General features: G+C 54.7%; 16 protein-coding genes and 1 pseudogene. 12 read left to right on the top strand and 5 right to left on the bottom strand.

The features are described 5' to 3' along the window. Window positions 1-14: 14 nt before the first annotated feature. From phnM to phnP, 3 genes are read left to right on the top strand one after another with little or no spacing between them, the layout of a single operon-like run. A complete protein-coding gene (gene phnM, locus KTN04_RS05885; protein WP_217334295.1) occupies window positions 15-1,166 on the top strand; it encodes an alpha-D-ribose 1-methylphosphonate 5-triphosphate diphosphatase in 1,152 nt (383 codons plus the stop codon). After that, the gene (phnN, locus tag KTN04_RS05880; RefSeq protein WP_217334294.1) at window positions 1,166-1,759 is read left to right on the top strand and encodes a phosphonate metabolism protein/1,5-bisphosphokinase (PRPP-forming) PhnN; all 594 of its coding nucleotides are present in this window, start codon (window positions 1,166-1,168) and stop codon (window positions 1,757-1,759) included. Before phnM ends, phnN begins: the two co-directional genes overlap by 1 nt. A 6-nt stretch (window positions 1,760-1,765) precedes the next feature. Next, window positions 1,766-2,518: a phosphonate metabolism protein PhnP gene (phnP, locus tag KTN04_RS05875; RefSeq protein WP_217334293.1), complete on the top strand. Its 753-nt coding sequence runs from the start codon at window positions 1,766-1,768 to the stop codon at window positions 2,516-2,518. A 3-nt stretch (window positions 2,519-2,521) separates the two neighbouring features. Here phnP and KTN04_RS05870 read toward each other — a convergent pair whose 3' ends face one another. The 3 genes from KTN04_RS05870 to KTN04_RS05860 form a co-directional block, all read right to left on the bottom strand. Beyond that, window positions 2,522-3,130: a glutathione S-transferase family protein gene (locus tag KTN04_RS05870; protein ID WP_217334292.1), complete on the bottom strand. Its 609-nt coding sequence runs from the start codon at window positions 3,128-3,130 to the stop codon at window positions 2,522-2,524. A 188-nt stretch (window positions 3,131-3,318) separates the two neighbouring features. Then, window positions 3,319-4,242 carry a porin gene (locus KTN04_RS05865; protein ID WP_217334291.1) on the bottom strand — a complete coding sequence of 308 codons (924 nt, stop codon included), beginning with the start codon at window positions 4,240-4,242 and terminating at the stop codon, window positions 3,319-3,321. A gap of 39 nt (window positions 4,243-4,281) precedes the next feature. Beyond that, entirely contained in the window at window positions 4,282-4,944 is a 663-nt protein-coding gene (locus KTN04_RS05860; protein ID WP_217334290.1) for a YccT family protein, read from the bottom strand. A gap of 208 nt (window positions 4,945-5,152) precedes the next feature. Between KTN04_RS05860 and KTN04_RS05855 the strand changes: the two genes are divergently transcribed. The 4 genes from KTN04_RS05855 to KTN04_RS05840 all read left to right on the top strand — a co-directional run bounded on the left by KTN04_RS05855 (window position 5,153) and on the right by KTN04_RS05840 (window position 9,750). Continuing rightward, window positions 5,153-7,315 (top strand): esterase-like activity of phytase family protein, encoded by a 2,163-nt coding sequence (locus KTN04_RS05855; protein ID WP_217334289.1) that lies wholly within the window; start codon window positions 5,153-5,155, stop codon window positions 7,313-7,315. A 538-nt stretch (window positions 7,316-7,853) separates the two neighbouring features. Continuing rightward, window positions 7,854-8,138: a hypothetical protein gene (locus KTN04_RS05850; RefSeq protein WP_217334288.1), complete on the top strand. Its 285-nt coding sequence runs from the start codon at window positions 7,854-7,856 to the stop codon at window positions 8,136-8,138. Between the two features lie 65 nt (window positions 8,139-8,203). Continuing rightward, complete coding sequence (locus KTN04_RS05845) at window positions 8,204-9,112, top strand: bestrophin family protein (protein WP_217334287.1); 909 nt, start codon at window positions 8,204-8,206, stop codon at window positions 9,110-9,112. Further along, entirely contained in the window at window positions 9,109-9,750 is a 642-nt protein-coding gene (locus KTN04_RS05840) for a class I SAM-dependent methyltransferase (protein ID WP_217334286.1), read from the top strand. Before KTN04_RS05845 ends, KTN04_RS05840 begins: the two co-directional genes overlap by 4 nt. 7 nt (window positions 9,751-9,757) lie before the next feature. Here KTN04_RS05840 and KTN04_RS05835 read toward each other — a convergent pair whose 3' ends face one another. Beyond that, window positions 9,758-10,939, bottom strand: a complete 1,182-nt coding sequence (locus KTN04_RS05835) for an acyl-CoA dehydrogenase (protein WP_217334285.1) — start codon at window positions 10,937-10,939, stop codon at window positions 9,758-9,760. A gap of 208 nt (window positions 10,940-11,147) precedes the next feature. Here KTN04_RS05835 and KTN04_RS05830 point away from each other — a divergent pair, with 208 nt between their 5' ends. From KTN04_RS05830 to KTN04_RS05810, 5 genes are all read left to right on the top strand, one after another. Further along, window positions 11,148-11,909 carry an SDR family NAD(P)-dependent oxidoreductase gene (locus KTN04_RS05830; protein WP_217334284.1) on the top strand — a complete coding sequence of 254 codons (762 nt, stop codon included), beginning with the start codon at window positions 11,148-11,150 and terminating at the stop codon, window positions 11,907-11,909. A 15-nt stretch (window positions 11,910-11,924) separates the two neighbouring features. Further along, window positions 11,925-13,076 (top strand): acyl-CoA dehydrogenase family protein, encoded by a 1,152-nt coding sequence (locus KTN04_RS05825; RefSeq protein ID WP_217334283.1) that lies wholly within the window; start codon window positions 11,925-11,927, stop codon window positions 13,074-13,076. Window positions 13,077-13,160: 84 nt separating this feature from the next. Then, complete coding sequence (locus KTN04_RS05820) at window positions 13,161-14,342, top strand: thiolase family protein (protein ID WP_217334282.1); 1,182 nt, start codon at window positions 13,161-13,163, stop codon at window positions 14,340-14,342. 560 nt (window positions 14,343-14,902) lie between these two features. Beyond that, window positions 14,903-17,431 (top strand): AAA family ATPase, encoded by a 2,529-nt coding sequence (locus tag KTN04_RS05815; protein ID WP_217334281.1) that lies wholly within the window; start codon window positions 14,903-14,905, stop codon window positions 17,429-17,431. 11 nt (window positions 17,432-17,442) lie between these two features. Then, window positions 17,443-19,272, top strand: coding sequence for a hypothetical protein (locus KTN04_RS05810; RefSeq protein ID WP_217334280.1), 1,830 nt, complete (start codon window positions 17,443-17,445; stop codon window positions 19,270-19,272). Window positions 19,273-19,587: 315 nt separating this feature from the next. Here the strand turns inward: KTN04_RS05810 and KTN04_RS05805 are convergent. Then, window positions 19,588-19,783, bottom strand: a pseudogene (locus KTN04_RS05805) (hypothetical protein); the annotation flags it as partial.

Genomic DNA, 19,783 nt, shown 5'->3' with positions numbered 1-19,783 from the left:
CTGGATAGACGAAGATGAAAGAACAGATTCTGACCAACGCCCGCCTGATCCTGCGTGACGAAGTGGTCACCGGCACCCTGGTGATCCGCGGCGGCGAGATCGCCGAGATCAGCCAGGAGATCAGCCAGCTGCCCCAGGCCGACAACCTGGAGGGCGAATACCTGATGCCCGGACTGGTGGAGCTGCACACCGACAACCAGGAAAAGTACTTCACCCCGCGCCCCAAGGTCGACTGGCCGGCGCACATGGCGATGGCGACCCATGATGCCCAGCTGATCGCCGCCGGCATCACCACCTCCTTCGACTCGGTGGCGCTGGGTGACATCATCGGCGAGAGCACCCGCGTCGAGAAGCTAGACGCCATGATCAAGGCGATCATCGAGTCCGAGCGCGTCGGCCTCAACCGGGCCAACCACCTGCTGCACCTGCGCTGCGAAGTCAGCTATCCGGGCCTGATGGAGCTGTTCGAGCGCTACGTTGGCGAAGATCTGGTCAAGCTGGTGTCAGTGATGGATCACGCCCCCGGTCAGCGCCAGTTCCCGCCGGAGAACATCCCCAAGTATCGCGAGTACTACATGATCAAGTACGGCCTCAGCGATGATCAGATGGATGATTTCATCGCGCTGCAGCAGGCCAACAGCGCCCAATACGCCGATCCCTTCCGTCGCCGCATCTGCGAGGTGTGCCATGATCGTGGCATCGCCATCGCCAGCCACGACGACGCGACCCTGGCGCACGCACAGGAATCCGCCGAACTGGGCATGCAGGTGGCGGAGTTCCCGACCACACTGGAAGCGGCCAAGGCCTCCCATGAGCTGGGCCTGAAAGTGCTGATGGGCGCACCGAATATCGTGCGGGGTGGTTCTCACTCCGGCAATATTGCGGCTAAGGATCTGGCCAGGGCCGGTGTGCTGGATATTCTCAGTTCCGACTATTATCCCTCGGCATTGGTGCAGGCCGCCTTTATGGTCGCTAACATGGAAGACAACGACTACGATCTGGCACGGGCGATCCGCTTGGTGACCGCCAATCCGGCGCAGGCGGCCAATCTGCAGGATCGTGGCGTACTGGCAGTGGGGCGTCGTGCCGATCTGGTTCAAGTCAACAGCCACTCGGTGATGCCGCTGGTGGAACGGGTCTGGTGCAAGGGCAAACGGGTGTTCTGATGGTCAGGGGTACGCTGTTTTATCTGGTCGGAGCTTCGGGCTCCGGCAAGGATTCACTGCTCGAGGGCTGTCGCCGGCAACTGCCGGCACAGCTGCGCTGCTGCATCGCTCATCGCTATATCACGCGGGCAGCTGGTGCGGGGGGCGAAAATCATATCCACCTCAGCGAGGCAGAGTTTCATCTGCGCGAGGAGCTGGGGCTGTTTGCCATGCACTGGTACTCGCACGGTTATCACTATGGCATCGGCAACGAGATCGATGCCTGGCTGGATTCCGGTGCCAACGTGCTGATCAATGGCTCCCGCGAGTACCTGCCCAAGGCGATGGCGATGTACGATGAGCTGGTGCCGGTGCTGGTGGACGTTGCGCCGGACAAGCTGCGCCAGCGCCTGATCAAGCGCGGTCGGGAAACACCGGACGAGATCGAGTGTCGGCTGGCGCGTCATGCCCGCATGGTGGCGCAGATGCCGGACTGTACCCTGCGTGTCAGTAACGACGGCAAGCTGGAAGAGGGCGTTCAGGCGTTGCTGAACCTGGTCATGACGCACGGCGTGCAGCACGTCGAGATTGAACCCCATTGCCTGAACGGATAAGCATCCATGCAACTGACCTTTCTCGGCACCGGCGATGTGCGCCAAGTGCCGGTCTATGGCTGCCACTGCCGCGCCTGTACGGCCGCTCGCGACGATGCACGCCTGCGGCGCAGGCCCTGCAGCGCCTTGTTGGAAGCGGGTGGACAACGCATTCTGCTCGATGGCGGCCTGACCGATCTGGCCGAGCGCTTCGCGCCCGGTGATCTGAACGCCATTCTGCTGACCCACTATCACATCGACCATGTGCAGGGCCTGTTTCACCTGCGCTGGGGGGTGAATGATGCCATTCCCGTGTACGGCCCGGACGATCGGGATGGCTGTGCCGACCTGCTCAAGCATCCCGGTATTCTGGACTTTCGTCCTCCGCTGGAACCGTTTGAACCGTTCATGCTGGGCGAGGCGCAGGTCACACCCCTGCCGCTGCAGCACTCCAAACCCACCTTCGGCTACCTGTTCGAGCAGGATGGCAAACGCATCGCTTACCTGACCGACACTGTCGGTCTGCCGGAAAACACGGCACGTTTGTTGGAAGGTTTGGATGAACTGGAAATGGTGATCGACTGCAGCCAACCGCCTCGTCCTGAACCTCCGCGCAACCACAATGACCTCAACCTGGTGCTGGCGATTCATCAACGGCTGCAGCCAAAGACCACTTGGCTGACCCATATCGGCCATGAAATGGATCAGTGGCTACAGGACCACGAACTGCCCGACGCGGTGCTTATTGCACGGGACGGGCAGTGGCTGAGATCGGAATAGGCGTTACTGCACAGAGGGGCGCTGCGCCATCTGTTGGTGCCAGCGCTGCAGATGGGGCAGGCTGTCATCCACGGCCAGCTCCAGTCGCTCCAGAAAACCACACAACACCCAAGCGGTGATATCCGCGATCGAAAAGTACTCGCCGGCCACCCAGGTACACTTGCCCAACTGAGCATCCAGCACTGGCAGAAACTGCGCCAGTCGCTGGCGCGACTCCTCGCCCCATGCCTTGATGCAGTTCTCGCGATCACTGAAGAACCCCGACAGGTTGCGAAACGCCTGAAAGGCCGGCACCACGCCCTGCAATTCCAGAATGCGCTGCCACATCTCCACCCGTGCCTGCTCCAGCGGCGTGCTGCCGAACAGGGCCTTGTCGTTGGGGGTGATGGCGTCGAAATAGCGACAGATCGCCACGCTTTCACAGATCCAGGTGCCGTCATCCAGCGCCAGCACCGGAATCAAGCCATTGGGAGCTTTCTCCATGAAGGTCGGTGTGCGGTTTTCGGCGCCCTTGATATCGACGTGCTCGCGTTCAACCTCAAGGCCCAGTTCATTCAGAAAGATCGCCACGCGGCGCGCACTGGGGGTAGCGGAATTTTCCAGCAGTTTCATAACATCTCCTGTCGAGTGGAAGGGAAGCGTATGCAGTTAAGCAGGAGAGGGAGGGTTCGGCCAGGGGAAGACGGCATTGGCGGGCAAACATAAAAAACCGGCCCACAAGGGGCCGGTAGCAACCGTGAACGCAGCAGACCCGAAGGGGTTAAGGCATACTGCGCCGTTCTTTTCCTTAGAACTGGGTCTTAGAACTTTACGCGCATACCGGCAAGATAGCCCATATCCGCGCCTTCTTCATCAGAGTCTGCGATTTCGGCAAACAGACGCACGTTTTTCTGGGTCGGGAATTTGTACGTCACGTTTGCGTACCATTCGTTGACGTCGTCACCGTTGTCCGGGTCAACATTGACCAGACCGACCGCGATGTCGGTGGTTGCAGCCGCGGCAAAGACAGCAGCAACGTTGTACTGGTCGGCAATATCATCCGTGGTGCTGTAGTCAGCAGCCAGTGTGGCAAATCCGGCATCGTAGGACGCGCTGACACCCCAAGTGTCGAAGTCGTCGGCACCAATGCTTTCAGTCACGTTCTGGTAGGCCGCCGCCAGCGTCAGCGCACCGATGTCGGTAGACGCGAACAGGTCGAAGTACTCGCCGTTTTCGCTGGACTCTCCTTCGGCTTCCATTTCATAAGAGGCAACGATATAGGTGTTTTCCAGTTCCACGTCCAGGCGGATAACGTCGTCACCATCAGTACCCATGGCGTCGAAACGGTCTTCATCCAGTGTCAGTTCAACGGCTTCTTCGATACCGAACTCGTCAGAAGCCAGGCCGCGCTTGCCGAAGGAGACGGAGGTGTGGCCGAACGACATGCCGACATAGGCTTCTTCCAGCTTGCTGCCATCCTGTTTGTCTTCAGCTGCATCCTTGAAGCCGAAGTCGACACGACCGAAGGCGGTCATGTCATTGCCCAGGTCATAGCTGATGTAGTTTTTCAGTTCCAGGTCATCGAATTCGATATCAGCGTGCTCATCGTTACCCACTTCCTTGCGAAACTGAACCTGCAAGTCGCCGTTCAGTTTATAGGTCAGACCATTGCCTTCATAAATAGTGGCAGCGCTGGCAGAGCCGGCGGCAACAGATACTGCAACAGCCAGAAGAAGCTTTTTCATGTGCGAGACTCCAGAAGTATTTTAAATAAGAGGTGATGTTTAATGGCTGGTTTTTATCCAGCTCTTGAATTTATCCCGGGTATTTTCATCAGCACGCTCATACCAGAACTGCAGCATTTCGCCGGCCATTTTCTGATCGGTGCTCTGAATATCGGCCGCGGTTGCGGGAGCAACTTCGGTCGCGAAGGAATGTGTGGCGTGTGTCAGAGAGGGCAGGGCCGCCTTGGCAGCGGTTTGATTGAACCGCTGCAGCTCCTCTGCATAATCACGACCCAGCTGAAAACCTTCCTTTTCCAGCGTGTCGACCTGATAGGCAACCGTCTGTCCGGCAGCTGTTTTCAGCTGCCACTGCGGGTCGCGGTTAAACGCCTTCAGGTCGTAATGACTGTCGATCTGCGGGGCTGCTATGTTCAGCTGCACATCCTTGGCCTCGAACAGCAGCACAAAGGTATCGCTGCGCTCCAGCAGGAAATCATCAGCCGAGTCTTCGATTTCGGCCAGGTACTCGACAACCACCTGATGTTTGCCGTTTTCCAGCTCAAGACGTGCGGTGTTGCTGAAAAATGAATCCGACTCGATGGCAACGCCATTGACCGCCATGATTTCAACACCGGTCTCTGGCACGACTACCACTTCCGCGGCTGCTGAGGTTGCAGCCAGAAGCGTGGTGGTCAGCACCGTGTTTATTAAGGTCTTCTTCATCAAATGCACCGCATACTTGTAAGTTTTAAAGCTGGTGCGCATGTTATTTTTTGAATATTACGAATGGATTTAAAATATATTAAAGAATCATGTATTTGTTTTTTAATATAATGTTCATGTTTTCGTGATAATCCAAAGATCTATCATTTTTCTGTCATTTTGGCTGTTTAGTTTGATGTGCCTTATTCATCAACAGGACAGCAATATCATGAAGTACCTTGCCTCCCGTATTTCCATATTGGCCCTGGCCGTAGCGGCCGCTGGCGCGCAGGCCGACAGCTTCAACCGCCTGGCCAGCTTTCCGGTCAGTCAGAATCTGCCGGCGGACACGCCGACACAGGAAACCTCGGCGGAAATCATTGCCGCCTCGGCCGATGGCATGATGCTGGCGTATTCGGACAGCCCGCGTGAAGGCATTGGCTTTATTGATATGCGTCGCGCCGATAAGCCGATGCCGGGCGGCTTCGTGGCTCTGTCGGGGGAGCCAACCTCCGTGGCCGCGCTGGGGCAGGGATTTGTGACGGCGGTGAACACCTCCAAGCGTTACACGGCACCTTCCGGCTTTCTGACGCGTGTTGCACCGGACGGCGAGCAGGGGGAGCGCTGTGATCTGGGTGGCCAGCCGGACTCGGTAGCGGTATCCAAGGATCAGCGCTTTGTGGCGGTGGCCATCGAAAACGAGCGTGATGAAGATTTGAATGACGGCGCTCTGCCGCAGCTGCCGGCCGGCAATCTGGTGATCGTGCCGATGAAGCAGGGCGTACTGGACTGCCGCAATCTGAAAACCGTTGATCTGACCGGTCTGGCCGCCATCGCGCCCACCGACCCCGAGCCGGAGTTTGTCGACTTCAATGAATTGAACGAGATCGTGGTTACGCTGCAGGAGAACAACCACCTGGTGGTGGTGGATGCCGCCAGCGGCCGGGTGATCAACCATTTCTCGGCAGGCGCGACCGATCTGAAGCAGATCGATACCCGCAAGGACGGCGCGCTGACCTTCACCGAGCATCTGGAAGGCGTCAAGCGTGAGCCGGATGCCGTCAAGTGGCTGGACAGCGAGCGTTTTGTCATTGCCAACGAAGGCGACTATCAGGGCGGTGCGCGTGGTTTCAGTATCTTCCACAAGGATGGGCGTCTGCTGTTTGAGTCCGGTGCCGCGTTCGAGCATGAAGTGGTGCGGGCGGGGCATTACCCGGACAAGCGCTCGGGCAAGAAGGGCAATGAACCGGAAGGGCTGGAAGTAGCACGTTTTGGCGAGGATACCTATATCTTCGTGCTGTCCGAGCGCGGCTCCGTGATTGGCGTCTACCGAGATACCGGCAAGGCGCCTGAATTCGTGCAGCTGCTGCCCTCCGGCATCGCGCCCGAATCCGCCGTGGCCATTCCCGCGCGCGGCCTGCTGGTGAGCGCCAACGAGAAGGATCTGATTGAAGAAGGCGGCCCTCGTGCCCATGTGATGATGTTCCGCCTGTCGACCGGTGAACCCGAGTATCCGCAACTGATTTCAGGCAATGACAGCGCGGGAGCCCCGATCGGCTGGGGTGCTCTGTCGGGCCTGGCAGCCGATCCGCAGCAGCCGGGCATCCTCTATGCCGTCAATGACAGCTACTACAAGCACCAGCCGCGCCTGTTCCGCATCGATGCCAATGCCGAGCCGGCGCGCATTCTCTCCGCCATCGACATTACCCGTGACGGCAAGCCGGCCCAGAAGCTGGATCTGGAAGGGCTGACCCCGGATGGTCAGGGCGGATTCTGGCTGGCCTCGGAAGGCAACGCCAAGAAGGAAGTGCCGCATGCACTGTTGCATGTGAATGCTGAGGGCGAGATCCAGCAGACGCTGGCGCTGCCTGAACAGCTGCTGCAGCACCAGACCCGGTTTGGGGCCGAAGGCATTGCGTTGGCCGGAGATACCCTCTGGGTCGCCATTCAGCGTCCCTGGACCGATGATCCGGCCCATCACGCCAAACTGCTGGCCTACAACCTGACAAGCAGGCAGTGGGGCGCGGTGCACTACCCGCTGGAGCGCGTCGATCAGGGCTGGGTTGGCCTGTCCGATCTGGAACTGCACAACGGCCACCTGTACGTGATCGAGCGTGACAACCGCATCGGCGATCAGGCCCAGGTCAAGCGTCTGTACAAGATTGCCCTGAACAGCCTCACGCCCGCACCGCTGGGCGAAACATTGCCGGTGGTTAGCAAAACCCTGGTGCGGGATCTGACTGCAGACCTGCAGCAGCTGAATGGCTATGTCACCGACAAGGTCGAAGGCTTTGCCGTGGACGCTCGTGGCACCGGCTATCTGGTGACCGATAACGACGGAGTGGATGACAGCTCGGGTGAAACGCTCTGGTTCAGCGTGCATGATCTGTAACCCGTAAATCACATGGATGATCGCTTGCAAGGCTGCCTCCAGGGGCAGCCTTTTTTGTTGCAGGCGCTCGCCCAGCTCCAAGCGGGCGCCCGTGAATATTTGATACAGATCTTGTTTAGGCAGGCCTGTAAAAAAAATCAAAAAAACACGCTGTGTGCTTGTCGCCATTTTTCAACGCATCAGGGCCGGGTGTTGCGTTGGACTGACAGGGGGTGTGAGTCCTGTTAAGGTAATCCGAATAGCATGTTTTTTATTGATAAATAACTGATAAATAAGCTAGTTTTTAACATTTCGGCATTGTTTTGGTTTGTCTGCGGGGCCTGTCCATGCGGCGGGTTCGGCCGCAAAGGCTGAATTCAAAATGAACAAAATATGTCCAAATAGCCAAAAACATGCATGCAAGACCGGTTTGAAACGGCTGTTTCCCTGTGTCTTATTAATGTGTCGCTTTTTGGCACACTGGTGGGGTTTTGATGACAGGTAGACAATCACTCTCGCTTTAATTGTTCAAAAAATGAACTTTAAAAGGAGAGAAAAAATGAAACCGAGCAAGCGCGAATCAGCCGCCGAGATCAAGCGTCACCTTCGTAAATACAACACGATCTCTATGGTGGCCACGCTGGTTATCGCCGTTTGCATCTATGCACTGGCAACCGGAGAAGGAGCCTCCATCCATTCCATTCTGGCCGATCAGTCGAATGTCTTCGACATCCTGATCGCGGCAGGTGTGGTGGAACTGCTGGTGATGGCTCGGATCGCACGCCTGAACAAGCTGAAGCAGGGAGCATCAGCCCGTCGAATGGTGTCTCGCGCCCGCGCCTGATCCTTTCCTATTCCGGACGGCTGTGACACTATCTGTGCCCTCCAGCTGTCCGGAGTTACCTCTGCATGATCGTTCGTAAACGCCCCGGTGCCCTGGGGTTGATGCTGGCCTGGAAAGGGTCGGTTGTCCCCCATGTTCTGCCTCATATTCTGCTTGCCGGCCTGTTTGCCTGCGCCGTCACCTGGATCGCCCGCCATCATTATCTGGAAGGCATCGTCGAATACACGCTGCTGCCGTTTACCCTGTTGGGTATTGCGCTGTCGATTCTGCTCAGCGTGCGCAACACCGCCACCTATGATCGCTGGTGGGAGGCGCGCAAGCAGTGGGGCCAGATGGTGTATGAAGTGCGCAGCCTGGCCCGCGTCACTGGCATCTACCTGGAAGCGGAACCCCGACGCGAGCTGCTGCAGTGCGTACTGGCCCATGCGCACCTGTTGCGTGGCCAGCTACGCGGGGAAACGGTGCGGGCCGAGCTGCCCCCCGAACTGCCGGCGACGCTGGTGGATGAGGCCCTGAGTCGCCGCAACCCGGCCGAATTCATGCTGCAGCAGGCGGGCCGGGTACTGGCGCGGGAACATCAGGCCGGTCGCCTGGACAGCGTGGCCGCTGCCACACTGGACAAGCACCTGTATGCACTTTCTGGCGTTCAGGCCGCTTCCGAGCGTATTGCCCACACGCCGCTGCCCTTTGCCTACACGTTGCTGGCGCACCGCACGGCCTACATTTATTGCTACCTGCTGCCCTTTGGTCTGGTGGGCGCGGCCGGCTGGTTCACGCCGGTGTTTACCGCCATCGTGGCCTATACCTTTTTCGGCCTGGACCGACTGTCCGAACAGCTGGAGTTCCCGTTTGGCCGTGCCGCCAATGATCTGCCGCTGGATGCAATCTGCCGCATTCACGACATCAGCGTGGCCGAGGCGCTGGGCCAACCGGCACCCGAACTGCTGCAACCGGTGGAGTTTCAACTGCAATGAATGCCAAGATCTGTCCGCTGTGCAGCGCGACCGGGCTGTACCCGATTCAATGCAAGGACCGGCTGTATCATCGCTGCGAGGCGTGCGGCCTGGTGCACCTGGAACCCGAGCAACGCCTGTCTGAAACCGATGAAAAGGCGGTGTACGACGATCACGAGAACGCAATCCACGACCCCAGCTATCGCCGCTTTCTGTCGCGTGCGTTCGATGAGGTGCTGAAGTGCAAGCCCGCGCCGGCCAGAGGGCTGGACTTCGGTTGCGGCCCAGGCCCGGCGCTGGTCGCCATGGCGCGTGAGGCCGGTTATGCAATGGCGCAATACGACAAGTACTTTCATCCCGATGAGGCGGCACTGGCGGGGGAGTATGACTTCATCACCAGCACCGAGGTGGTCGAGCATCTGGCCGACCCGCTGCCCATACTGGATCGGCTCTGGTCGCTGCTGGCCCCCGGTGGCCTGCTGGTGCTGCAGACCAAGCGGGTGCTGGATGACGAGCGCTTTCGCAGCTGGCACTACCGCAACGACCCCACCCATATCACCTTTTTTGCCGAAGCCAGCTTCAACTGGCTGGGCGAGCGCTGGGGCTGCATGCCCGCGTACCCGCACAACGATGTGGTGGTGTTTCACAGGCAAGTCTGACAGGCGGTCAGAAAAACGCCTGAATCCCGGTCTGTGCCCGCCCCAGAATCAGGGCATGGATATCGTGAGTGCCTTCATAGGTGTTTACGGTCTCCAGATTCATCAAATGGCGCATCACACCATACTCTTCGGTAATGCCGTTGCCGCCGTGCATGTCACGGGCCAGGCGGGCAATCTCCAACGCCTTGCCGCAGTTGTTGCGTTTGATCAGCGAGATCATCTCCGGTGCCCAGTGGCCGCTGTCCATCAGCCGTCCCACCTGCAGTGCCGCCTGCAGCCCCAGTGCAATCTCTGTCTGCATGTTGGCCAGTTTCAACTGGATCAACTGGTTGGCCGCCAGCGGGCGGTTGAACTGGGTGCGCTCCAGCGTATAGCGCCGTGCGGCCCGCCAGCAGAACTCGGCCGCGCCCAGGCTACCCCAAGCGATGCCGTAGCGGGCCTTGTTCAAGCAGCCGAAGGGACCGGCCAGACCGCTGGCGCCGGGCAAGAGCCGATCGTTCGGCACAAAGGCATCGTCCAGCACGATCTCGCCGGTCAGGCTGGCACGCAGGCTCAGTTTGCCGTGGATGGCGGGTGTCGACAGGCCTTTCGTATCGCGGTCGACGATAAAGCCGCGAATACGGCCGTCATGGTCGTCGGATTTGGCCCATACAATCGCCACATCGGCGATGGGGCTGTTGGTGATCCACATTTTCTGGCCACTCAGGCGGTAGCCGCCGTCCACCTTCCTGGCGCGCGTCAGCATGCCGCCGGGGTCGGAGCCATGATCCGGCTCGGTCAGGCCAAAGCAGCCCACCCACTCGCCGCTGGCCAGTTTGGGCAGATATGTCTGTTTCTGGTCCTCGCTGCCGTAGGCTTCGATGGGATGCATCACCAGTGATGACTGCACGCTCATGGCTGAGCGGTAGCCGGAATCGACCCGCTCAACTTCCCGCGCAATCAGGCCATAGGCAACCTGGTTGACGCCGGCACCGCCGTACTCGCTGGCCACGGTGGCACCGAGCAGGCCCAGCGCCCCCATTTCCTTAAAAATCGTGCGGTCGAATCGCTCTTCACGAAACGCCGACCGTACCCGCGGCTGCAGCGATGCTTGGCAATAGGCGTGGGCCGTATCACGGATCTGGCGTTCCTCTTCGCTCAGCTGTTGCTCCAGCAGCAGGGGATCTTCCCAGTTGAATGATGCAGACATGGCAGCCTCCTGATTAAACCTGCACGGGGTTGGACCCCGGTTAACAACTGTATTCAGTCTGGCCCAGAGGCGCTGAGTGTGCCGATTTTTAACAATTTTGCTGCCGGATATTGTCATGGCGGGTGTCCCGGCTCTGATACACACTTAGGTTATTCCCTTATAAAGCACCGCCGTGCAGGCGGCGAACCCAATAAGAAAGGTGTGAGTCATGGATTTCAAAAACGTACCCGCAGTTGTAACCGGTGGATCTTCTGGCTTGGGCGAGGGCGCGGCCCGTGCGCTGGCCGCTGCCGGTGCCAAGGTCGCCATCTTCGACCTGAATGAAGCGCGCGGCCGCGAGATCGCTGAAGAGCTGGGCGGTATCTTCGTGCATTGCGACGTGTCCTCCGCCGAAAGCGCAGAAGCCGCCTTTGCCGCTGCCCGTGAAGTCCATGGCCCCTGCGGCATCGCCGTCAACTGTGCCGGTATCGCCCCGGCCGGCAAAATTGTCGGCAAGGAAGGCCCCATGCCGCTGGCCGATTTTGACAAGGTGATTCAGGTCAACCTGGTCGGCAGCTTCAACATCATGCGTTTGGCCGCCGCCGACATGGCGACCCGTGAACCGAACGCCGATGGCGAGCGCGGCGTGATCATCTCCACCGCCTCTATCGCCGCCTACGAAGGCCAGATCGGCCAGGTGGCGTACAGCGCTTCCAAGGGTGGCGTCGTGGCCATGACCCTGCAGGCGGCGCGTGAGCTGGCGCGCAGCGGCATCCGCGTCAACACCATCGCACCGGGCCTGTTCCTGACGCCGATGATGTCCGGCTTCCCGCAGGAAGTGCAGGACAGCCTGGCCGCTACGCTGCCGTTCCCGCAGCGTCTTGGTCACCCGGACGAGTACGGCATGCTGGTTGAGCAGATCGTGAAGAACCCGCTGCTCAACGGCGAGACCATCCGTCTGGACTGCGCCCTGCGCATGGCACCGAAGTAAGCGGAGGTTAACACCATGAATGCAGCTGTAATCGACCAGGAAGAACTGGAACTCTTCCGCGAAATGGTGCTGCGCGCACTGGAGCGCGAAGTGGCACCGCACTACGAACAGTGGGAAAAGGACGAGATCACCCCGCGTGAACTCTGGCGCACTTTGGGCGAAGCAGGCCTGCTCTGCGTCGACGCCCCCGAAGCCCACGGTGGCTGCGGTGTGCCCTTTGAATATTCCGTGATGCTGGTCACCGAGATGGCGCGTCTGGGCTACGGCGCCCTGGCCACCAACGTGATGGTGCACTCCGATATCGTGGCGCCCTATGTCGCCCATATCGGTAACGACGAACAGAAAGACCGCTGGCTGCCGGGCATGGTGTCCGGTGATGTGGTCGGCGCCATCGCCATGACCGAGCCGGGTGCCGGCAGTGACCTGGCGGCGCTGCGCACCACGGCGGTGCTGGACGGTGACGAGTACGTGATCAACGGCTCCAAGACCTTCATCACCAACGGCCAGCACGCCGACATGGTGATCGTCGCCGCCAAGACCGATCCGGCGGCCGGCGCCAAGGGCGTCAGCCTGTTCCTGGTCGATACCACACTGCCGGGCTACGCCAAGGGTCGCAACCTGGAGAAGATCGGCCAGCACTCCGGCGATACCTCCGAGCTGTTCTTCGAGAACCTGCGCGTGCCCAAGTCGGCGCTGCTGGGCGAAGAGGGCAAGGGCTTCATGTACCTGATGCAGGAACTGCCCCGAGAACGTTTGGTGATTGGTGCCATCGGTGTCGGCGCGGCCCGCGGCTCGCTGGATATGACCATCCAGTATGCCGACGAGCGCACCCTGTTCGGCCAGAAGCTGAAGGCGTTGCAGAACACCCGCTTCCGCATCGCCGAGATGGAAACCGACTACCGCGTTAACAAGGCATTCGTGGACCAGTGCATCGCCGAGTACTCCCGTGGCGAACTGGATGCGGCCACCGCGTCCATGGCCAAGTACACCGCGACCGAGATGCAGTGCCGCGTGGCCGATGGCTGTCTGCAGCTGTTCGGCGGCTACGGCTACACCACCGAATACCCGATCTCGCGTGCCTTCATCGACGCCCGTGTACAGCGCATCTACGGCGGCACCTCCGAGGTGATGAAGGAAGTGATCGCGCGCTCGGTGCTTGGCCGTTAATGGTCATTGGACGCTAACTGAGCGGTACTGAACCGCCAACCGAATGACTGATCAGAATAATAGCGACTTAACAGGAGCAACAAGATGTCAGACAACAGCATTGTGATTCTGGGCGCGGCCCGTACTCCCATGGGCGGCATGATGGGCTCCCTGAGCGACGTGCGCTCACCGGACCTGGGTGCCGTCGCGATTGAAGCGGCCATCGAGCGTGCCGGCCTGCAGCCGAACGATATCGACGAAGTGATCATGGGCTGCGTACTGCCCGGCACACTGGGCCAGGCCCCAGCCCGTCAGGCCTCTCGCAAGGCTGGCATCCCGGATGCGGCTGGCGCGACCACCATCAACAAGATGTGCGGTTCCGGCATGAAAGCCGTGATGCAGGCGCATGACCAGATCAAGGCAGGCAGCGCAGACATCATGATCGCCGGCGGCATGGAAAACATGAGCCAGGCACCTTACATGCTGCCGAAAGCCCGTGCCGGCATGCGCATGGGCCACGGCCAGGTGATCGACTCCATGTTCTTCGACGGCCTGGAAGACGCCTACGAAGGCGGCCTGATGGGCGTATTCGCCCAGCGCTCTGCTGATGACTTCAACATCACCCGTGAAGCGATGGACGAGTTCGCCATCGGCTCCCTGAACAAGGCCGTTGCCGCCATCGAAAACGGCTGGTTCAAGGACGAGATCGCACCGGTCACCATTCAGGGTCGCAAGGGCGACACCGTGGTCGATACCGACGAACAGCCGGGCAACGCCCGTCCGGACAAGATCCCGCAGCTGAAGCCGGCGTTCAAGAAGGACGGTACTGTTACCGCGGCCAACTCCAGCTCCATCAGCGACGGTGGTTCTGCGCTGGTACTGGCCACTCAGGCCGAAGCCGACAAGCGCGGCGTCAAGCCGCTGGCGCGTATCGTGGCGCACTCCACCCACGCCCAGCTGCCGGCTGAATTCACCATCGCCCCGATCGGTGCCATCCAGAAGGTGCTGGACAAGGCGGGCTGGAGCAAGGACGACGTGGATCTGTACGAGATCAACGAAGCCTTCGCCGTAGTCTCCCTGCTGGCGATCAACGAAATGGGCCTGGATGCCGACAAGGTCAACGTCTACGGCGGCGCCTGCGCCCTGGGACACCCGATCGGTTCCTCCGGCTCACGCATTCTCGTCACGCTGCTCAACGCCCTTAAGCAGCGCGGCCTGAAGAAAGGGGTTGCATCCCTCTGTATCGGTGGTGGCGAAGCGACAGCCGTCGCAGTCGAACTGCTCTGATACGCCTTAACTTGCACATCTCTGCCTTTGAGGCCACCGATTGGTGGCCTTTTTTTCGTTTGGTGACCAGAGCGTGCAAAAGTAGGAAAACAGAAGGCGCCCAGTAACAGGGCAGTATTAGTCTTTTTGGGCGTTGCCTTATGGGTACATATTGGTAAAGTCTAATAATCCGCCAGCAGGAAGTCGGCGGCCGCAATGACAGGGAAAAGGGGATGGGTCGATGGCAGGGATGGTTAGTTGTAGTTCTGTTGTTTCTCGATTTTTTCCTCAAAATATTCTTTTGTGTGGCTCGTTTAGACCTGAAATTAGGCGAAAGTAAGAACTTTAGTCCTAATGCATTTAGGATAAAAACCAATATCTGATGTGATACTTACAAAATTGTTCATGATTAATAGAATTTAAATAATATTTTTAACTTTTCAGATAGGATATGAATCGTAAATATTAATGGAATTTATAATGCAATAATAAATTTATAAAATATGATTTTATTTATGAATGGTTCTATTTTATATAGTCCATAGTATATGAATATTTATTTGATTAAGGATTTTTTCATTATGAACGAAAAGTTCGAGAATGTGGTTGTTTATAAAAAAAGACCGATCTTTGAAAATGAAGATAAAGGATTTGTTACTCCAGTTCTAGCAATAACCCGGGACGGAGATATGGTGAATATAAGAAGAGCTGAATATCCATCAGATATATTCGTATCTAATGGGTATAATATTATTGATAATACTTATGATGAAGGTGAGTTGTTCCTGCTAGATGTACATTTTCGCGATGAAGAAAAAACATTGGCTGATGGAATAAATCGATACTGGACAGACGGGAAACACGCCAAGCAGTTTTCAACAGGAACATTAGTTCCAGTACTTCGAACACCGCTGCCAGAGCAGAGTGCTAGTCGTTTACCTCGCGGGGTAAAGGCACCAAAGAACTTGTTTTTTATCTTGGATGAAGCACAGAAAAAGCTCTATGGTGCTTTTATGGCAATGGATGAAGACGATGCTGGCCAGACTATCGAACCTAGAACCTCACAGGCTCTTTCATACAACGCATCGCATTCAGTTGCGGAATTTAATATTGAAGATATTTCTGATTCAATCTTAAAGCTAGAAATAAATGATATTTATAAAACTTTTATCTCTTCCGTAAAAAAACTTGCTTCTCACTCATATAATAGCCACGACTACATGAGTAATAGCCGGCTAATTTCATACTTTAACCAGTTGCAAGTAGGAAAGAAAAATACATTTCTGAGCAAGCGGGAAGCAGAGAAGTTAAAACAGGGGGTGGCACAGTTTGAACGCACTCATATTGCACTTCGAAACAACCCGCACTTAGAGCGATTGAGGAGTGTTCTTGAGGAATATTTAAATGCAACTGATGTCGGTCACCAAATAATTAAAGAGTTTTTTTCATCATCAAAGGGTAAAACGTTTCTTGAAGATTATGTTAGGGTTAATGAGTCCGCTCTTCTTTCTGATCAGATAAAGAAAATAGAAAGTGATGCAGAAAAACAGAAGTTAGAACTGACACGCAAGTACGAACAACTCGAATCTCAAGTCAATAAGAAACAGAATGAACTTAAAAGTATCAACGAACAAGTAACAGCTGCGCGCGTAGAAGCTGAGCATACAATTCAGCTGATTGAGGCTGAAGCAGAAGATACTCGTAGAGAGCGCCTCAAGGAATTGGATGCCGATCTTCAGTCCGATATTGAAAAGCTTGAAGAGAAGCGTGATCGTATCAAGTCTGATTTAGAAGATGTTTTGGGTAGGCTGAATCTTACCGATAATATAGAGCAACTTAATACAGAAGTTATGGTTATACGTAGGGACATTGAACGTAAGACGGAAGAGAAAGCAAACTTAGAAAAAGCGTGTAAGGCTGTAGAAGACGCACTAAATAATAACGACTTAGCTGCTCGTGTAAGTGAACTATCGGTTGTTAGTCGTGTTCTGAAAGGGGGGAGTGCTAATACAGATACCCAAGCCAGCCGTTTCAAGCCACTTGCTTTCAACTCTACGCAGCCCTCTACCGCTGGAGAAGTGGTTGATGCTGTTAGAAGCTGCTTGGATGATGAGCTTGGTAAATCCTTTACCGATACAGAAATGGCTAACCTATTGTTAAGCACCACACAGTCATTCTTGACCGTTCTAGCTGGCCCGCCAGGTGTTGGTAAAACATCCTCAGTTGTCCGGTTAGCACAGGCCCTACGTCTTGGGGATTCTAATAATAACCAGAACTTTTTATATATGCCGGTAGCGCGAGGCTGGGTATCAGGTCGGGATATATTAGGGTTTTACAATAGTTTGAATAATTCCTATCAGAGAGCTCGAACTGGTCTTTATGACTTTCTTAGTAACCCTGTGACTGATGAAAACGATAGTCTACGAATAGTTCTTCTAGATGAAGCTAATTTGAGTCCAATGGAGCATTATTGGTCGGACTTTATTGGTATGTGCGACCGGGAAGGGCGAGTGCGTCCTATTGAAACGGGGCGTCCTGAGGACGGCTTAAGCCTTCTTGAGGTACCGAGAAACGTGAGGTTCATAGCGACGATCAATCATGATGCAACAACTGAGCGATTGTCTCCTAGATTAATTGATCGTGTCCCCGTAATTTCGTTGGAGCAAGATGATGACTCTGAAACAGGCTATTCATCTGGCGTTCAATTAGATGGAGCCTTGAACTATCAATTATTCGAGAAGTTTTTTACTAACGAAGATGCTGAGTTGTCATCGGTACTTGACAAAAAACTTAAGGATCTTATTAACGTTTTGAGTGATCGCGACCCCGCATATGGGACACCGATTTCCATTTCTCACCGCAAGTTCGCAGCAATCGAACACTTCTATGGAACGGCCGTTCAACATGATTTGATGGATTCTAGTTCTGCTTTTGATTACGCAATCAGCCAACATATTCTTCCACACATAGAAGGCTATGGATCAAAATTCAGATCGCGTATCTTGAAACTACAAGGTGAGATAGGCTCTACCTATCCACGATCAAACAAACACATCGAGAGAATCTTGGCAAGCGGGAATGATATAACTGGAACCTATTCATTCTTCTAGGGAGCGAATAGATGGAACTCGAATTATATATTATCAGCGGTTGTAGGGTGGGAGAGAAAATATCTCTACCAGATGTACAGCAACCGCTGCAGCAGACGCTGCCATGGGTGCTTGAAGATGAAGCTATTGAGCTTCGTTTCAGAGTACCGAGGCACTTTGCAAATGCGACACTGGAGCTTTACCAGCACGAAATCGATGCTACCCGTATTGAATACTCTGATACATCAGAAACGACAGAATTTTTTTGGGTGCCTAAAATATCCGGCTATGGTACTGAAAAGCTGTTCCATAATTACTTTGGTATCTCGGAGCTCACAGTCCTTTTAAAGGACGCTGACGGTACGATAGTTGATCTCGTATCATTTCAGCCAGTGCAGGTTGCAGCTAAAGCTACGACGGCAGAGAATGTTGAGCGCATGTTTGATTATCTTGCTGGGCTATCTAGTGAGGCACTCCATTCAGTATTTAGTGCAACTAGGCATAGTGCTGGCTTTAATGAGGGAGAAGCATCTCCATCACAGGCACTGGAGCGTATAGAAAACTCCATTGAACTCATTCGGGAATCATTACCAATACTAATACACAGGCCAATCACCCGATTAATTCCAGAGCATAAGTTGATTTCTCCAAGCGGCTCTGAAGAGATGGATGACTCTTCTATTGGATGGTTGTTAGAAAATTTATCTGTACTGGAGCCTGATGAAAATCCAGATCAAGCACATTTGATGTATGAGGACCAGCATTATCGTGCGTCAGCATTACGTATGCCAGTTCTAAATGAAAATACGGATATTTATGAAAACTGGATTTTACATGGTTTTGTCGATTTGTTAATAAGAGAAGCACAGGGTCTGTCTCAAAAGTATTTGGCGGTATGCAAATCGGCTAATAAAAATCAATCCCTCCCGCGAGGATATGTATCATTCTTTGATAAAATATCGCGCTTTAAGTCACACCTAATTGGCTCTCAATTAAATAAAATCGATAGCATGACTGATACGCTTAAGCAGATAAAAGCTCATCTGGACATGAGAATGCCAGTTACTAGAGCACTAAATGAGAGGCCAATTATTACTCCAAGGGTTCGGATTAATTACGTATATTTGGACTTGTTTGTAGATGTTATAAAATGGCATCAGAATGGATCCGTTGACTGGTCTGTTTACGAGAACCTCTTTGCGATTCAGAGCATCCCTGATCTTTTTGAGGCTTATAGCTACTTTCGTGTTGTTCAAGCAGTGAACCGGTATTTCAACTCCACCATCCCAGACAGTGAAGCTTGTCCTGTTTTGGAAACGAAATTTAAAGACGGTTCTGGTATTAATTTACGTATACTACGAGAACCAGACTACTGGACACCTGAACATAATTTAAGCAAGAACAAGGAAATAGTTAACAGTGAGGCTTTTTCGTCTAGAGGTCAATATGACTATAAATCTAGAGGTCAATCAGGACCATACGCGAAAAGGGTTCCGGATATAGTTATAGAGATACACCGACCTGAGTCGAATGAAATCCAACTTCTCGTTCTTGATGCTAAGTATACTCGTAGAGGAAAGGCATTTGCATTCTATTTGCCGGAACTGACAATGAAGTACGTACACGGCATCCACCGGCGCGAGCAAGAAGTACCAACTGTCACTTCGCTCACCATCCTTTACACGGACAATGAGCGATCAGAGTTTTCGAGCTTTCATCACGGAGAGATGGGGATATTTGGTGAGACTCCTGTTATGCCTAACCTTCAGACCTTGGGTCTCATTCTCGGTGCTGATCGTAATCAGGACAAGCTTCAACCCCTAGTCACTCGGCTATTAGATATAAATGGTGTAAGGGGGTAAGTTTGCGAGTTATAGAAAGGAAAAAGGAAGTAGCATAGTACAGTCATTCGTGACTATTTACATATAGGGTCTGTAAAAAAGAATTAGACCTATAATTTAATAACTGGAATCGTAATTTATAAAAATAAAGGTTTGCATTTCACTATAATTAAAAATTGCAAACCTTTATCTCTACCTTCTTTTAATAAAAAATTTCCAGCATCCCCTGAAACTTCTGTTTTGCCTGCTCATTCAAACGCAGTAAAGGTTTCCTCGGTGCACCCACATCCATGCCCTGCAATGCCTGCCCGCCCTCATCGCCGCCGACAGTCTCGATTACTCGATAAACTCCAGAAACTCATACTGCTGATATAACAGTATCTGAACCTTCGTGCTTTCATCTGGCTTGATAGTATCGAAAAGCTGCTTATGCTTACCTGTCGCATCCCGGATGATCATATAAGCAAAAGGCGCTATCCTTGGTTTGCCGCTCGCGGCATCATGTACAGCGCTATTCAGCAATTCATCCGGG

Origin of the sequence: Marinobacterium weihaiense, assembly GCF_019061305.1 — a bacterium.
Lineage (GTDB): Bacteria > Pseudomonadota > Gammaproteobacteria > Pseudomonadales > Balneatricaceae > Marinobacterium > Marinobacterium weihaiense.
Note: the sequence above shows the minus strand (reverse complement) of the source record. Positions and strands in the feature narration are given on the sequence as shown.

Bases quoted from the DNA above. Each gene is read 5' to 3' on its own strand.
- KTN04_RS05835 (WP_217334285.1), bottom strand. From the start codon at position 10,939: ATGTCTGCATCATTCAACTGGGAAGATCCCCTGCTGCTGGAGCAACAG.
- KTN04_RS05860 (WP_217334290.1), bottom strand. From the start codon at position 4,944: ATGAAGAAGACCTTAATAAACACGGTGCTGACCACCACGCTTCTGGCT.
- KTN04_RS05855 (WP_217334289.1), top strand. From the start codon at position 5,153: ATGAAGTACCTTGCCTCCCGTATTTCCATATTGGCCCTGGCCGTAGCG.
- phnN (WP_217334294.1), top strand. From the start codon at position 1,166: ATGGTCAGGGGTACGCTGTTTTATCTGGTCGGAGCTTCGGGCTCCGGC.
- KTN04_RS05815 (WP_217334281.1), top strand. From the start codon at position 14,903: ATGAACGAAAAGTTCGAGAATGTGGTTGTTTATAAAAAAAGACCGATC.
- KTN04_RS05840 (WP_217334286.1), top strand. From the start codon at position 9,109: ATGAATGCCAAGATCTGTCCGCTGTGCAGCGCGACCGGGCTGTACCCG.
- KTN04_RS05845 (WP_217334287.1), top strand. From the start codon at position 8,204: ATGATCGTTCGTAAACGCCCCGGTGCCCTGGGGTTGATGCTGGCCTGG.
- KTN04_RS05820 (WP_217334282.1), top strand. From the start codon at position 13,161: ATGTCAGACAACAGCATTGTGATTCTGGGCGCGGCCCGTACTCCCATG.
- KTN04_RS05865 (WP_217334291.1), bottom strand. From the start codon at position 4,242: ATGAAAAAGCTTCTTCTGGCTGTTGCAGTATCTGTTGCCGCCGGCTCT.
- KTN04_RS05830 (WP_217334284.1), top strand. From the start codon at position 11,148: ATGGATTTCAAAAACGTACCCGCAGTTGTAACCGGTGGATCTTCTGGC.
- phnP (WP_217334293.1), top strand. From the start codon at position 1,766: ATGCAACTGACCTTTCTCGGCACCGGCGATGTGCGCCAAGTGCCGGTC.
- KTN04_RS05825 (WP_217334283.1), top strand. From the start codon at position 11,925: ATGAATGCAGCTGTAATCGACCAGGAAGAACTGGAACTCTTCCGCGAA.
- phnM (WP_217334295.1), top strand. From the start codon at position 15: ATGAAAGAACAGATTCTGACCAACGCCCGCCTGATCCTGCGTGACGAA.
- KTN04_RS05810 (WP_217334280.1), top strand. From the start codon at position 17,443: ATGGAACTCGAATTATATATTATCAGCGGTTGTAGGGTGGGAGAGAAA.
- KTN04_RS05850 (WP_217334288.1), top strand. From the start codon at position 7,854: ATGAAACCGAGCAAGCGCGAATCAGCCGCCGAGATCAAGCGTCACCTT.
- KTN04_RS05870 (WP_217334292.1), bottom strand. From the start codon at position 3,130: ATGAAACTGCTGGAAAATTCCGCTACCCCCAGTGCGCGCCGCGTGGCG.